A 14,752-nucleotide genomic window follows, 5' to 3' on the forward strand; every position below is an offset into this window, starting at 1 on the left:
TAAATCCAATCAACATCAAAGTTTTCCCAAAGCTAAAGAGACTTTTTTAGGCATATTGACATAGTGAAAATAAGTCCTGGTATCCAAATCCAGGACTTCTATTGAAGTTACTAGTAAAATGAACAAACTTGTTCATCCTAATTGAGTGAAATAAATCGCCCAAAGCATTCCAGTTACCCCAATAGCGATTAAGAGGTTAGTGAAAAATCTGCCGAATTCAATTTCTTGTCCCAGTCCCTTGTCATCTTGACCCCCACTGAAAAACAATGACCACGCTTGATTTGCATTGATGATCTCAAAGTTGTTGAAATCGGGTCTAAAAACGACTGTTCCAATCAAATCTTTTCTGGGGTAATCAAAATCAGTTTTCATAAGTTTGCCTCTAAATTGTTTTATTTGTCAACTGGAGAAAATTTGTAAATCTGAAGTGTGTTCTCTAAAAACTAGTTAGCCATCCAATCAAACCGTGTCCGGTGAAAACTTCCAACGCGATGAGTGAGATAAAACCAATCATTGCCAAGCGACCATTGAGTTTTTCGGCGTATTCGGTGAAGCCTGTCCGTGGGGTTTCATCAATATAAATTTTGGGTTCAATCGCAAATCTGTTGAGTTGACCGCGTTCGTTAATAGTAAAGCCTTTATTTGTCATCTTTTACTTTTTATTTTTGTGTTATGTAAATGAATGTAACTTATTGTAAATATTTTTTGCAAGTACTTGACACAATAAAAAAGGTAGTAATAACCGTACTAACCAGATAGGGTATTTTGGCTTCATCCGAGAAGGTAAGCGATGTGTAGACACAATAGTTGAGCGAAGAATTGGTTGTAAAATTTGATACAAAAGAGATATGCCAATACAGTTCAGGTAAGACCAAAACACTTGTAGAGACGGCGATTTATCGCGTCTTAAAACCCACGATTTTGTAAAAGTAGCCCTTAACTGAACTGTATTGAGAGATATGCGATCTCTAGGCTAATCGTCATTTAAATTGCATCATTTTCATGGCAATAAAAGCTGCAAACCCTCTCCCTTGCTCCCTGCCCCCTGCCCCCCTGCGGTCTCAATGTGCAAATTAAATGCTTAACAGCTTACGATGCGCTACGCCTACGCTCTTAGAAGTGAATACACACAAAGGCATTAATTACCTTTAGTCTGACTTCAGTAAAACTTATCATTTACATAAAGAGAAATTATCAAAGTATAGCTGAGGAAGTATTGCTTATTTGTAACGAACTTGTTATGTTTCTTTACATATAGAAACATAAACAACATAAATGCGTTAAAGCACTGTTGGTCAAAGTTTTCTAAATAACTATGCAGTTAAGCCTACAATGTGCTTTGCCGAGTATCAAAACTCAACGGCAACACTATCATTATGCCTTTGGTAGATGATGTCTAAGGCGGCCTATGGTCAGACTGCTTAGTGCTTTTAGTAACACCTAAACGCATTTCCCCTCCGTTTTTTCACATTCAATAGAACTGTAATTTTTTTGGGAACATCTGCTATGTCTTTTACCATCAAGTCGGCTCAAAGTATTTTTCCCGGCACGCTAGTTGCTGACGTTGTTCCAACTGTTGTCGAATCATTCTCTCAACTCAATGCTGAAGATCAACTAGCATTACTCTGGTTTGCTTATACCGAGATGGGTAGAAGTATTACGGTTGCCGCTCCTGGAGCAGCTAACATGGTACTCGCACAAGGCTTACTTGAACAAATTAAGCAGATGCCTTTCGAGGCTCAAACACGAGTCATGTATGATTTAGCTAATCGTGCTGACACTCCCCTCTGCCGTTCTTATGCATCCTTCACTGTAAACATCAAGTTGGGCTTTTGGTATCAGTTAGGAGAATGGATGGCTCAGGGAATCGTTGCTCCTATTCCAGAAGGCTACAAGCTTTCTCCCAAGGCTGCTGAGGTGTTAGAAGCAATCAGAAATGCTGATTCAGGTCAACAAATCACAATTCTCCGCAATACCGTAGTGAGCATGGGATTTGACCCGAACGCTCCCGGTAGTTACAAAAAAGTCTCAGAACCTGTGGCTCCACCCACAGCACCAGCATTTCGGACTAAAGTCACCATTGAGGGTATCAACAACCCTACAGTGCTTGGCTATATCAACAACATGAATGCCAATGACTTTGATGCTGCTGTTGCTCTGTTTACCTCTGAAGGTGGTTTGCAACCTCCCTTTGAAAGACCGATTATTGGTCAAGATGCAATCCGCGCTTATATGCGTGAAGAATGCCAGGGATTAAAAATGATACCAGAGCGTGGTATATCCGAGCCAGTAGAAGATGGCTATACCCAAGTTAAAGTCACCGGCAAAGTCCAAACCCCTTGGTTCGGTGCAAGTGTGGGTATGAATATTGCATGGCGATTTTTGCTCGATCCTCAAGGCAAAATTTTCTTCGTAGCGATTGACTTGCTTGCTTCTCCTAAAGAACTGCTGAATCTAGTACGTAAGTAAAAGCTAGATTAGTCGCTGCTTAAGCGTGGATGAGTGAAAGAGCAAGCCACCTCACCACGTTTAAGCAAAAGAAATTTATCAGGATAAGGGTTTCCTTCTCTAAAACTTTTTGAAAATAATCAATCTCATCAGCAATATTGTAAAAGATTGTTAAATAATTTTAATCTTGATGCGAAGTTTTAAAAGTCTCTTAATAAGAGGAATTTTCAGAAATTATTGATTAGACACTGTGATTTTCAGGTGAGAAATGGAAATTTGGAAGGCAGGCTGTATGGATGCTAATGAACTTCTCAACCGCTATTGTGCAGGAGAGAGAAATTTCACTCAAGTAAGCCTGCACTTAGTTAACCTCAGCGAGGTGTGTTTAGCTGGAATCAACTTGAATCGATCTAACTTGGCTAACGCGACTTTATCACAGACTAACCTGCGCGGAGCAAACCTAATTGAAGCAAATTTGACTGCGGCGATCTTATGGAGAACCGATCTAAGTGGCTCAAATCTGATATTAGCAAACCTCAAGGCTGCTAATCTGATTCGGGCAACTCTTAGGAAGGTGAACTTGCATAAGGCTTCCCTTATGAAAGCAGACCTGCGTTTAGCAGACTTACATGATGCTGACCTCAGTAGTGCAAACTTAGCTGGAGCAGACTTGCGCTATGCTAACCTCAGTGGTGTAAACTTGGCTGGAGCAAATCTCACTGGTGCAAACCTGACTGGCACAAAGTTGAGCAACACAGACCTGAGTCATGCCAGTCTCACCAAAGCTATTTTGTGTAAAACGGATTTAATTGACATTGATTTAACCGAAGTAGACCTGACTGGGGTCAATCTGCACCACTGCTTATTTAACGGAGTAACCTTACCTAAACGAAGCTTAATTGAAGCGGGTTGAGTGTTGTTGTCGTCTAATTAAAAATTTAAAATTATTCACGAATTACTAATTAGAGAGACTGACTCTAAAGAAATAACTGTACATTTTTGGAGTAAGGGATACATAGGCATCATCCCTAAAAGATGGGAAGACAATAAATTAAATCTGCATTTGCAATTTGAAAATTATCCTCAAGGGTTAATAATAAGAATGCTAATTTGTCCTAATGACGATAAATCCATACGCGAAAAAATATATAAAATATCCCAAAAAAATATACCTCTTTTTAAGAAGAAAGCTTTAACACCTCAATGGACAACTATTTATACAAAAACTATTCTTAAGCCTAAAGATTATGAAGATGCTGATCTTGAGGAATTAATGAATAAGGTAGAGGAATTTTGGCTGCACTTTATTAAAAATGACTTTGTAATTATCGAGAATATAATTAATACAAATATAGATGAGATAATCTGTAAAGATATCTCCGTTCATCCTGAACCTTGAAGATAAACTTTAGCGATCGCTCCTACAGTAGCCTAAATTAGTAAAATTTTATACTAAAGATTTTGCATATATACTAAGCCGACTTATGTTGATGCGATCGCACCCCACACAACCCCACACAGCACTAAACTAGAAAGTAAGATGCTCAGGATAGCTTATGAACGCTGTTACAACCACTTTACCTCCTACACTCAAGTTGAAAATCGACTTAACTGATGATCAATTTTTCGAGATGTGTCAGAAAAACCGCGATTATCAATTTGAGCGTACAGCATCAGGGGAATTATTAATTATGCCACCTACAGGTAGTGATACTGGCAGACGTAATGTTAAACTTACAACCCAACTAGATATTTGGAACTCTGAGAGTAATTTAGGCGAAGTTTTTGACTCCTCAACTGGCTTCACTCTACCCAATGGTGCAGAACGTTCTCCCGATGCTTCTTGGGTAAAAATTGAGCGGTGGAATGCTTTAACCCCAGAACAACAAGAAAAATTTGCCCCAATTTGTCCTGATTTTGTAGTAGAGTTGCGTTCTCCTAGTGATTCCTTGAAAGACTTACAGGAGAAAATGCAAGAATATATAGAAAATGGCGCTCAATTAGGCTGGTTAATTGACCGGAAAAACAAGCGAGTAGAAATTTATCGTCCAGGTAAAGATGTAGAGATATTAGACAATCCTGCTAGTTTATCAGGAGAAAATATCTTACCCAGATTTGTGTTGAAGTTACAGCCAATTATGTAGCTTTATCGATTAGGATAAACATAACGTATTTCAAAGCGACTTTGTTCCCAAAGTGGTAGCAAAGCCTGTTTAGCAGCATTTAATTGAGCTTGCGAAAAAGATATTTTTCCATTTTCTATAATCCAAATAAATATCCGAGTTATTAAATCTGCCTTTAAACTATTCTCGTATTCACAATTATTTATTCTTGCTACTTGCTTATCTAAGCAATCAATAGCATATTTAAAAGTCAAGTTTTTCCAGTCTGTGCGATTGTTATCAATTTCTTCTTGCGTATTTTTCCACTCGATCCTACGCAAATTTCCTATAATATAGTCTATGCCTGTTATAGAAGAGTCAGTGTTACGTACCAAATTTGTATAGGCTTGGTAATATGATTTCAACAGAGAGGCAGCAATATTTTCTACATATATATTTAGCCAAGATTGAATGTCGTGAAGATAAGGTGCTAAATCTCTGATATTATCAATTTCTTGAATCAGCATACGACCATTTGTATAATTTGTAATTTTTGCTAGAAATTCAGCTTCAGATATTTGAGACTTTTGTGAGTAATAGTTAATAACTTTTGGAATATATTTCTCTAACAACCACTGTTTAGTATATTTAGCCGTCCAGGTTCCCCAAGAACCAATATCTTGCTGCCATGAGGTAAATTCATCTGTATCAATAGATTGTAAGTTAACATCATTTAGTTCATAAATTACGTTAACCTGATGATTGTTAGGTAATGAAGAAAAACTTATATCAGTTTGGTAGGAAATAAATGTATGATCGTGAATTCCTCTACTCACTCGGATTGACATGTTTTTTGTATGGAATAAATGCCATTCTGACTTACCTTTAATATAATTAAACTCATTAGCAAACTGCTGCATTAGATTCCATAATTCTTGTCTTACAGAAAATAGGATAAAACCTCTATTTCCTGAAAAGTTTACAAATTTAAAATCCCATGTTTCTAAAATATTTTCAAATTGAATTAGTAAATTTTTATATTCTTGGCAAACTCCATCAATACATAAACATAAGTCTGCTGCTTCTACATCTGATAAAATTAGAGTTGTTTGACCTAAATAAACCTCAAAAGTATTTTTATCTAACTGTTTAAAAATCCGACGACATCTCCAATCTGGCTGGGTGTGCAATCCAGTCATTAATTGGCCTAAAATATCTTGATGATTTAAGTAAATTTTTAGACCTCTTAAAATAATACTGCTGAACTCTATTTCACAATTACCCTCTCCAAAAGCTTTGGGTAAATTACATGCGATCGCTACTTTCTTTTTCACAACAACTAAGCGATAGCCTTCCCTTGTTGTGGAAGACTCAAAATCACATTTCTCTAAAATATCCTGTAAATCTGGATGTTGTCTTAAAAATCTCTCTATTAATTTATATTTAGTATTTAATAAACTGCTTGTTGTTTTTTTGTCGATATTCTTAACTAATTCAAAGTTTAGCTTGTTATAAAAGTCTGAGGCAATATAATTATCTTTTAGTATATCTATATTTAGATCAAAAATAGACTCTTTTTTATAGTAATGAAACCGTTTAAAAACCTTTATTTGATATCCGTTAGTAATTATAAAAAATAGCGTCTTAAAACGATCATTATAAATTTTAGTTTGTTGAATAATGTCATTTAATTTAGTTTCATCTGGTGCTATTGTCTTAATAGCAACAAGTGAGTTATTTATGTTTTGCTGATTAATATCATCTGTTGGATAATAAACCTGAATAACTTGGTTATTTCTGTGATATTGTCCTGATTTAGATGTTGTTAAAGGGTATTCACGACGACATCTCTCTGGATAACAGAGATAATGAAGCATTGGTAAAATAAACTTTTCTTTGACATCATCTTCATTTTGTAAAATCCGATGGTCAAAACCTTGTATCCATGTAATAAATTTTTTAATTGACTCTGGAATAGTCATCAGATAATCTACCTGCTAGTATAAATTTGCTATACCTTATTTTGTTTATATAATTAACAATTTATCAATTCAGGTCGAATAGTATCGTGATTTTGAATACCATAATGAGACCCTTCATCTTGATGTAAAGGATTGAGCAAATAGAATAAGACTGTTGGCGAATTAATTTATTTAATTTCAGTACGTTTAAACACACTTTAGCTATTAGCCCGCAATGTATTGCAACCTAGGAAAGCAACACTCTCACCAAGGTTTTAGGGCTGTGTGATTTTAACCCATTATGAATTGACCAACAGCCTTATAGAATAGAGCCTCCGGCACGCTGACGCGAAAACGAAATCCGCATACAACAGGGCTAGGACTAATGAAAAACCACTAATTAAGCAAAGGTAAAAATTGGCGAATTAACCCAATTGTGACTGCCGGCAATTCCAACTGTGGTGTTAACCCCACATCTTCCAACTCTTGAAAAAATCGGATTGCTTGGGGATTCATTTCGGCAAGGCGGCGACCAATTGAAGGCCCTGTAAATTCTGACTTTTGCCCCCAAATAATGGCGGTCGGAGTTGTTAATTCTTGAATGTAAAGCGATAAATCAAAGCATAAATCGCCACGGACAAAGGACAGTGCTGCATATTCAGCATTAGGCTGCTGGGCGGATTGCAAATAAGCATCTACAATTTCTTGGTACACTCGATTAGACTTAGCAAATTGCCGTTGCTCTAAGAAACTGCGAATACCCCCACTGGTGGCTACCCCTGTGCTGTAAATTAAACGGTCAACAACAGGAACACTGATTAACTGGGCAAAAAAACTACGTGAGTAGTCTTCGCCAAAGTCGGAAAGTCCGGCGGGGGTGGTGAGAATTAAAGCCTTAAATAAATCAGGATGAGCTGCTGCTACTCGAATTGTAAATGCTGCGGTCAAAGAAGAAGCGATCGCAGTTACAGGGCCAGTACAAGTCTGCTGTAAAAACTCCCGAATCGTGGTCAAATAATCCTCAATATTATAATTCCGTGCTGGATGCTCAGACCGACCCCAACCGATCAAATCGGGTGCAATGACTCGATATTCAGCGGCAAAAGCTGGATAAACCTTCGACCACTCATAAGCAGAAGATCCACCACCAAAGCCATGCAAGAACACCAAAGTTTCCCGATCATCTCTAGCAGTTACATTATTCTGCCAAGGCGCTCCATCAGCAGAATAATATACCATTCTACCTAGTGAGGTATTTATAGAGCGTTGGTCAAATCCTTGTGGTTGAAACATAAGTATTTTTTGTTGACTGTAGTCATTTGTTGGCACAAGTGAAAGTAGTGATGCGGGTACACGTAGAGAGAATTTTGCTCCTGTCTTTGCGTCCCCAAGTCTTTTTTAGTTACACTGGATGCTTACGTGTTTAGTTCAAACTTCCACTCATTGTTATTATCAGCGAATCAATTGCTCTAAAACTTCTCACCACCGTCAGATTAAGCAGATGTAAAATTACTGGATTAGTTATAAAGATTTGGTGATTTTTTTCACAATGAAAAGGAAATTAACCTTGAAATTACTGTCTTACAAGGTTTTTTATGGTAGCGAGTATCACTAAAGCCTGAATCCAGCATAAGTTTTTATGGTAATCTATCAAAAAACTCATAAATAATTTTGAGCGTTAAAAACAGTTGAAACGCTCATTTTAATAGGCTATTTATTCTACTTATATATGTAAGATAAATTGCTTCTGATGTATAACCAATCTAATTATTATCTAAGTAATGGTAAGGCGGGATGTCATGGTAAAGCAGGCTACTCTTCAATCAAATAAACTACCAACGATTGAAGACGCTGAATTTGCGCTTGACAAGCTTAATATACAAAATGAAATTAAAGCTTCAGCTTGCAGGGATCAGGTCGAGTCAGCCATTGATGCTGCCAGAATTACTGTACCCTCTTGTATTTTTTTAGACTTAGAAGACTTAAAGTGTTTTGAACCAGTAGAGCGCCAGTATGAACGCTGGGGAGTAATTTTTCACAATTCTCTAGCAATACAACCATCAAATCCAGCATTTCCAGCCTATTCAGGACAAACAGTTTTAATGGGAGCGCCCAAAAGCGGATTTTTAGAAGCTACTTTCTTACGTCCGGTTAACTCGGTTACTGCCTTTGTCACTAGTTCTCAACGGCTAGTACTTTCTGCTTACGATCGCGATCGCCAACTGCTCGGTCAAACTGCACTCCCAGGCTCTAATCTTGCCAATTCAGACTCAGCAATTTCCCCCAATACCTTATTATTTATAAATGTGAATAACATCCATAGCGTTACCTTCTGTGCTTTTGATGGTCAATTCACTATTGATAACTTTCGTTTTTGCCTTTAAAAAGCCTTTATGCCCTTGCTCTAAGCCATCTAAAATGGTATCTTTATTTCCGCCGTGCTGTACTAGTCTACTATCCGTCGATGCAAAGCAGGCATCTTGTGGTTTGGGTCTTCACCTTTTCTTCATTCCCTAGTAAAACTTATACAATAGGTAATTTCGTAATCAAGTAGGTAAACACTGTGGCACAGGCTTCGTCTTCTTGGCAGCAATTGATCAACCAGATCCACAACTGGAACTGGTCGCATCCATTGTTCAAGACAAAAGGAGCTACAAAGCAGCAAACATTTCAGCGTTTCTCTGGGCCTGGAGGCTTTCTTGGGTTCCTGACAATTGTCGTTGCTATGTTGTTGTGGAACTGGATGCTGCTATTGGCTCTCTTAATGGGCATTGGGGTAATGGTATTGGTTTACTCAATGCAGAAGTGGGACTGGCAATTGCACTGGTCTAAGATACATAAATTCTTAAACAGTTCAAATCGCCGATTAGTCTTAGCAGTCATTAGTGGGGGTCTTGCTACTGTCAGCACTTATATGGCCGCTGCAATTTGGGTTGACTCTCACAGTTCCTGGATTGCAGCTGGTGCTATTATCCAAGGCGTGGGAACCCTGTTAACTTTGATTTTATTAGTCTGGCAAATTGTCAACTTCTATGAAAATCGAGAAGAAGACTACCTCGATCGATTGTTGGTCAATTTAACAGACAAAGATCCATTGAAACGGTTGATTGCCCTACGTCAACTAACTAAATTCATCAGTCGTCAGCGAGTTGATTCTTCAGTGCAGCAAGATGTTGCCGAATGCTTGCAACTCTTACTCAGTCGAGAGGAAGAAGTTGCGATCCGAGAGGCAGCTTTTAAGAGTTTACAAGCTTGCGATGGTCTCCGGTCGGTCGGAGGCGATCGCCTACAAGTGCCACCCCCGAAAACAGCAGCACCTTTTGTACCCGTATCAGCAAAAGTCAAGCATCACGTTTATTAGTTATTTGTCATTTGTCATTTGTCATTTGTCATTTGTCATTTGTCATTTGTCTAATAACTAATTCCCATTCCCAATTCCCAATTCCCAATTCCCAATTCCCAATTCCCAATTCCCAATTCCCAATTTTTATTTTCGAGACAACTGTCCATTAGTAACTTGCACTACCGGATGATTGCACCGCCGTACCAATTGTTCATCATGGGTGGTAACAATTACCGTAGCTCCAAAGGAATTTAACTTCTGAAGAATCTGGATTACTTGCCAGGAATTATCAGGATCGAGATTTCCAGTAGGCTCGTCTGCTAACAGTAGTGGTGGTGTACCAACGATCGCACGGGCAATACTCACCCGTTGTTGCTCTCCCCCAGATAGTTGATCTGGGAAGCAATCAGCTTTACTCAGCAAACCCACCAGCTTTAAAGTTGGTTCTAAACGTCGTTGAATTTCTTTACGGGTATACCCTTGAGCTTGCAGCACAAAAGTCACATTTTCTGCTACTGTTCGTTGGCTAATCAGTTTGTAGTCTTGAAACACAATGCCAATCCGTCGCCGGAATAATGACAAGCGATCGCCCCGTAAACCCGCTATATTACACTCATCAACAATTACTTCTCCCTGTGTAGGCAACTCCTGGCCATACAACAGTTTCAAGAGCGTTGATTTACCAGAACCACTTGGCCCGGTGATAAACAGAAATTCTCCCTTTTTTACCTCAAGGTTCGCATTCAACAAGGCGTGAGTGCCGTTAGCATAAGTCTTGCTTACAGATTGCAATGTCACCTTTGCAGTAGTATTACTACCATGCTGTTGAGTTGCAGAGTCCTCTCTCTGAACGGATTTATCTGTTTTAACTTGAGTTGTTAATACTGGCATTGTTAAATTTTCCTCATAACCACAACTAAACAATTTGCCGACTTAGATGTGACATTGCCTATCAAAATAAGGATTCCCAGGTTTTGCCTGGGAATTTAAAATTCAACAAAGAAAATTTAAAATTTTTTGAAGACTTCAGTATTAACTAAGTAATAACACCCAGTACAGACGCGATTAATCGTGTCTCTCCACTCTTAACTAATTGCATCTTTTGCTGTCAAACGATAAACAAAAGCTTTTACAGCAAAAGCAGGCAAAGCCAACATTCGCCGCCAACGCCAAGGTTCTTGATATAGCCGATACAACCATTCCAAATTATTATTTGCTAACCAGGCGGGAGCGCGAGTTTTAGTTCCCGACCAAATATCAAAACTACCACCAACGCCAATCCAAATTGCTTGAGGACACAAATGGCGGTTTTCGGCAATCCATAACTCTTGACGTGGCACTCCCAAACCGACAAAAATCACTTGTGGCTGCAATTGAGCAAGAGTTTGTTGCAATTGCGCTTCTTCTTCTGGGGAATGGTAGCCTGAGTGAGTGCCTACTATATTCAAATCTGGAATTTGCTGCTGCCAAAAATCTGCCGCAGTTGAGGCTACCCCAGGCGCTGCTCCATAAAAAAACACCTTTGCTCCTGTCTTCTGTTGTCCAAGTTCTTGTAAAAGTTTTTCTGCTAATTCAATTCCCGGAAAACGCTGAACTTTTTGCCATAATAATAACCGTAAATACAGAACAACCCCGGCTCCATCTGGAATAACTAGTTCAGCATTTTTAATTATCTGAGCGAGTAATTCATTCTGCTCTGCCTGCATAGTCATTTCTGCATTGAGCGTTACTACATGAATTCCTCTGCCTTGTTCTAGGCTTTCTAACAACCAGCCTGGATAGTTAGCCATCACATGAACTGGTATTCCCAATACTGAAAATGCTTGATTGCCTTTAGACATAGCCTATTCTTGAGTAACCCTCACGCCAGATTTACTTGAATGTTAAGTTTATCAAATTTTTTTATATTAGAACTTAGGCAGGAAAGATCCCAATACTTTTCGAATAAACCCAACAATCTCTCTTTTGGTCTGGGAAAAGGGTAAGGGGTAAAGGTAAATTTAAACCCTTTCCCTTTCCCCTTTCCCCCTTAACCGAAAAGTATTGGGAAAGATCCCCAGTGCCTTGGAACAATAGAAAGCTTGACATACTGCCCATTTTAAAAATTGGCTCTACAAGCCTGCGATTTTGAAAGTGGGGATTTCTCAGAGCGCTTGTACTTGGGCTGGATCAGTGCAAACTTTATTGTGAAAGTGTAATATTAACCCAGTATAAAAAAGCTCAACTCGCAACTCTGGTTCCGGGAACAGAAGCTCCTACTATACTGCTTACAGTTAGTGTGGGAGTATGTCACGAAACTCGACTTTATGGTTAAGGTAGTGTAACGGGCTGAAGTTGGCTATGAGTAAAATTCGTATTGCTTTAATTGAAGATCATGACCTCACTCGCGTGGGTATTCGGACAGCGCTCATCCAAAAGGATGAGATTGAAGTTGTAGGTGAAGCTGCCAATGCTGCCGAGGGGCTAAAGATGTTAAAAATGGTACAACCTGATATTGCGATCGTAGATATTGGTTTACCAGATAAAGATGGTATTGAACTAACACGGGAGGTAAAATCTACTGCAAATGGGCAGCAGCTAGCTACAAAAGTGTTAATTTTGACGCTGCGGGATAACAAAGAAGCTGTGTTGGCAGCTTTTGCTGCTGGTGCAGACTCTTACTGTATGAAAGATATCAAATTTGATAATTTGCTGGAAGCAGTGAGAGTAACTTACAATGGCAACGCCTGGATCGATCCAGCGATCGCTCGAATTGTATTACAACAAGCACAACAAAATCCTCAAAAGTTGGAATCGGCTTTTGTAGATGCCAAGACTATTGCCTCTAACCTTGATTATGTCGAGAATCTGGAAGGAATTCAACCTTACACCCTGACAGAAAGGGAATTAGAAGTGCTACAGTTGATTGTCGAAGGTTGTAGTAATGCACTAATTGCGGAAAGACTTTACATCACTGTTGGGACTGTTAAAACTCACGTTCGCAATATTTTGAATAAGCTATGTGCCGATGACCGTACCCAAGCAGCAGTCCGCGCCCTGCGTTCTGGTTTAGTTGGGTAAAGATAATTTTGATGTGGAGCAATTGAAAACGATCAAGGGAAACTCATAACTTTGAGAAAGTGATATTTTCAAAGTGAATGGCTTCTCTGATTTTCTGTGATTTATTATGTGGGATAAACATCACACTATATCGCCATTCAAACATCTCAAAAGTAAAGTCAAATATGGCTGAGACAGGGGTCGAAAAACTTAAGCTCATGGTGGTAGATGATGAGCCAGATAACCTAGATTTACTCTACCGCACTTTTAGACGAGATTTTCAAGTGTATAAAGCCAATCATGCTTTTGGCGCTCTGGAAATCTTGGATCAATTTGGCGAAATGGCGGTGATTATTTCTGACCAAAGAATGCCAGAAATGAATGGAACGGAATTTTTTAGTCGGACAGTAGAGCGCTTTCCTGACACGATCCGGATTTTGTTGACTGGTTTTACTGATGTCGAAGATTTAGTGGATGCCATTAACTCTGGTCAGGTATTCAAGTATATTACCAAACCGTGGAATCCAGATAAACTCAGGGCGTTAGTTGAGCAAGCGACTGATACATATCGTGTAGTCAAGAAGCGCACGCAAGAGTTGCGTCGGGCCCTACGGCGAGAATCTTTGTTTAATGCCGTAACAACCGCAATTCGTGAGTCTTTAGACTACGACAGTATGCTGCAAAAAATTGTCGCAACCATTGGACAAACATTTGACGCTAGCAGTTGCTTGCTCAGACCAGTAGAGGGCGATCGCCTGATCCAAGATGAGTTTTCATACTACGATCCTAAATCCAATGCATTAGATTGCTTCTTCGACCCCAGTATTTTAATTGAAAAAGTTCTGGAAACCCGTCATTATCAACTTACTCAAGAAATATACGAGGGCAACCCCTGTCACCATTTGGTTGTGCCACTTAGCTACCAGCAGCATTTGTTGGCTGTGCTGGCTCTCCACCAATGGGGACGCGATCGTCCTTGGCAAGACGAAGACATCCAACTAATTGCAGGTGTTGCCGAACAAGCAGCCTTAGCTCTCTCGCAAGCAAAACTTTACCAGCGTCTCCAAGAAAAGCAACAGCAGATTCATAATGAGTTGGAGGTGGCTCGGCAAATTCAATACAACTTACTACGCCAAAGTTTACCTGATATTAAGGGTGTAAAAGTGCAAGCCTGCTGCTACCCGGCGCGGGAAGTAGGAGGCGATTTCTTTGAAGTGTTTGTTCATCCCAAAGGGGACTTGTGGTTAGCAGTAGGTGATGTCTCTGGTAAGGGTGTCCCAGCTGCTTTATTTATGGCTAGTATTATTTCAGTTTTGCGCCGAGAATTATCTCAAGAAACACCAGCCGAGCCGAATGTGGTTATGCAAAACCTCAATCATGCTCTGAGTGAAGATTTAATTAGCAACAATTATTTCATTACTCTTGTGTTAGCCTGTTATACCCCTAATACTAAGGAACTAGTCTACACGAATGCCGGTCATATTTATCCACTGTTATGGTCACGCCAAGACGCTTTAGGCGACAATCCTAATTACCTGAAAGTCCGCAGCGTTCCTTTGGGAATCTTACCCAAGTGGCAGGCACAGTCTGGTCGTTTGGTTCTCGCTACTGGAGACACATTATTACTGGCCAGTGATGGTATTACAGAAGCAACGATCTCAAATGATTCTGATTTAACAGTAAAAAACGGGTCTAGTGCTGAGGCAGTTAACCGTTCTATGCTGAACCAAGATGGTCTTTGGCAACTGTTACAACAAGAAGAACAACCACTTTCTCTCAACCATTTACTAGCTCGCATCCAGGCAGATAACCACATTCAAGAAGACGATCAAACTATACTTTCACTGGAGATTTTATAA

14 protein-coding genes are annotated in these 14,752 nt (G+C 39.3%); 8 read left to right on the plus strand and 6 right to left on the minus strand.

Features of this window, described 5'->3' with window-relative positions; all coding sequences use genetic code 11:
• Positions 1-132 precede the first annotated feature (132 nt).
• A complete protein-coding gene (locus IQ274_RS21705) occupies positions 133-372 on the minus strand; it encodes a hypothetical protein (protein WP_163929692.1) in 240 nt (79 codons plus the stop codon).
• Positions 373-436: 64 nt separating this feature from the next.
• Positions 437-649, minus strand: a complete 213-nt coding sequence (locus tag IQ274_RS21710; RefSeq protein ID WP_163929691.1) for a high light inducible protein — start codon at positions 647-649, stop codon at positions 437-439.
• 857 nt (positions 650-1,506) lie between these two features.
• Here IQ274_RS21710 and IQ274_RS21715 point away from each other — a divergent pair.
• The 4 genes from IQ274_RS21715 (at position 1,507) to IQ274_RS21730 (ending at position 4,592) form a co-directional block, all read left to right on the plus strand.
• The gene (locus tag IQ274_RS21715; RefSeq protein WP_163929690.1) at positions 1,507-2,469 is read left to right on the plus strand and encodes an orange carotenoid protein N-terminal domain-containing protein; all 963 of its coding nucleotides are present in this window, start codon (positions 1,507-1,509) and stop codon (positions 2,467-2,469) included.
• 247 nt (positions 2,470-2,716) lie between these two features.
• A complete protein-coding gene (locus IQ274_RS21720) occupies positions 2,717-3,361 on the plus strand; it encodes a pentapeptide repeat-containing protein (protein ID WP_228058294.1) in 645 nt (214 codons plus the stop codon).
• A 189-nt stretch (positions 3,362-3,550) separates the two neighbouring features.
• A complete protein-coding gene (locus IQ274_RS21725; RefSeq protein ID WP_163929689.1) occupies positions 3,551-3,847 on the plus strand; it encodes a hypothetical protein in 297 nt (98 codons plus the stop codon).
• Positions 3,848-4,004: 157 nt separating this feature from the next.
• Positions 4,005-4,592 (plus strand): Uma2 family endonuclease, encoded by a 588-nt coding sequence (locus IQ274_RS21730; RefSeq protein ID WP_163929688.1) that lies wholly within the window; start codon positions 4,005-4,007, stop codon positions 4,590-4,592.
• A 2-nt stretch (positions 4,593-4,594) separates the two neighbouring features.
• On the opposite strand, the gene IQ274_RS21735 is transcribed toward IQ274_RS21730, so the two are convergent.
• Positions 4,595-6,532: a hypothetical protein gene (locus IQ274_RS21735; RefSeq protein ID WP_194143387.1), complete on the minus strand. Its 1,938-nt coding sequence runs from the start codon at positions 6,530-6,532 to the stop codon at positions 4,595-4,597.
• 375 nt (positions 6,533-6,907) lie between these two features.
• Entirely contained in the window at positions 6,908-7,804 is an 897-nt protein-coding gene (locus IQ274_RS21740; protein WP_163929686.1) for an alpha/beta fold hydrolase, read from the minus strand.
• A 506-nt stretch (positions 7,805-8,310) separates the two neighbouring features.
• Between IQ274_RS21740 and IQ274_RS21745 the strand changes: the two genes are divergently transcribed.
• Both IQ274_RS21745 and IQ274_RS21750 read left to right on the plus strand, forming a co-directional pair.
• Complete coding sequence (locus IQ274_RS21745) at positions 8,311-8,895, plus strand: hypothetical protein (RefSeq protein WP_163929713.1); 585 nt, start codon at positions 8,311-8,313, stop codon at positions 8,893-8,895.
• Positions 8,896-9,074: 179 nt separating this feature from the next.
• A complete protein-coding gene (locus tag IQ274_RS21750; protein WP_194143388.1) occupies positions 9,075-9,872 on the plus strand; it encodes an armadillo-type fold-containing protein in 798 nt (265 codons plus the stop codon).
• 126 nt (positions 9,873-9,998) lie between these two features.
• On the opposite strand, the gene ftsE is transcribed toward IQ274_RS21750, so the two are convergent.
• Both ftsE and IQ274_RS21760 read right to left on the minus strand, forming a co-directional pair.
• The gene (ftsE, locus tag IQ274_RS21755) at positions 9,999-10,745 is read right to left on the minus strand and encodes a cell division ATP-binding protein FtsE (protein ID WP_163927653.1); all 747 of its coding nucleotides are present in this window, start codon (positions 10,743-10,745) and stop codon (positions 9,999-10,001) included.
• Between the two features lie 194 nt (positions 10,746-10,939).
• Complete coding sequence (locus IQ274_RS21760; RefSeq protein ID WP_163927654.1) at positions 10,940-11,695, minus strand: WecB/TagA/CpsF family glycosyltransferase; 756 nt, start codon at positions 11,693-11,695, stop codon at positions 10,940-10,942.
• Positions 11,696-12,194: 499 nt separating this feature from the next.
• Between IQ274_RS21760 and IQ274_RS21765 the strand changes: the two genes are divergently transcribed.
• Both IQ274_RS21765 and IQ274_RS21770 read left to right on the plus strand, forming a co-directional pair.
• Positions 12,195-12,914, plus strand: a complete 720-nt coding sequence (locus IQ274_RS21765; protein ID WP_163927655.1) for a response regulator transcription factor — start codon at positions 12,195-12,197, stop codon at positions 12,912-12,914.
• A gap of 164 nt (positions 12,915-13,078) precedes the next feature.
• On the plus strand, positions 13,079-14,752 hold the full coding sequence (locus IQ274_RS21770; RefSeq protein ID WP_163927656.1) for a SpoIIE family protein phosphatase: 1,674 nt from the start codon (positions 13,079-13,081) through the stop codon (positions 14,750-14,752).

Source organism: Nostoc sp. LEGE 12447 (assembly GCF_015206985.1).
Lineage (GTDB): Bacteria > Cyanobacteriota > Cyanobacteriia > Cyanobacteriales > Nostocaceae > Nostoc.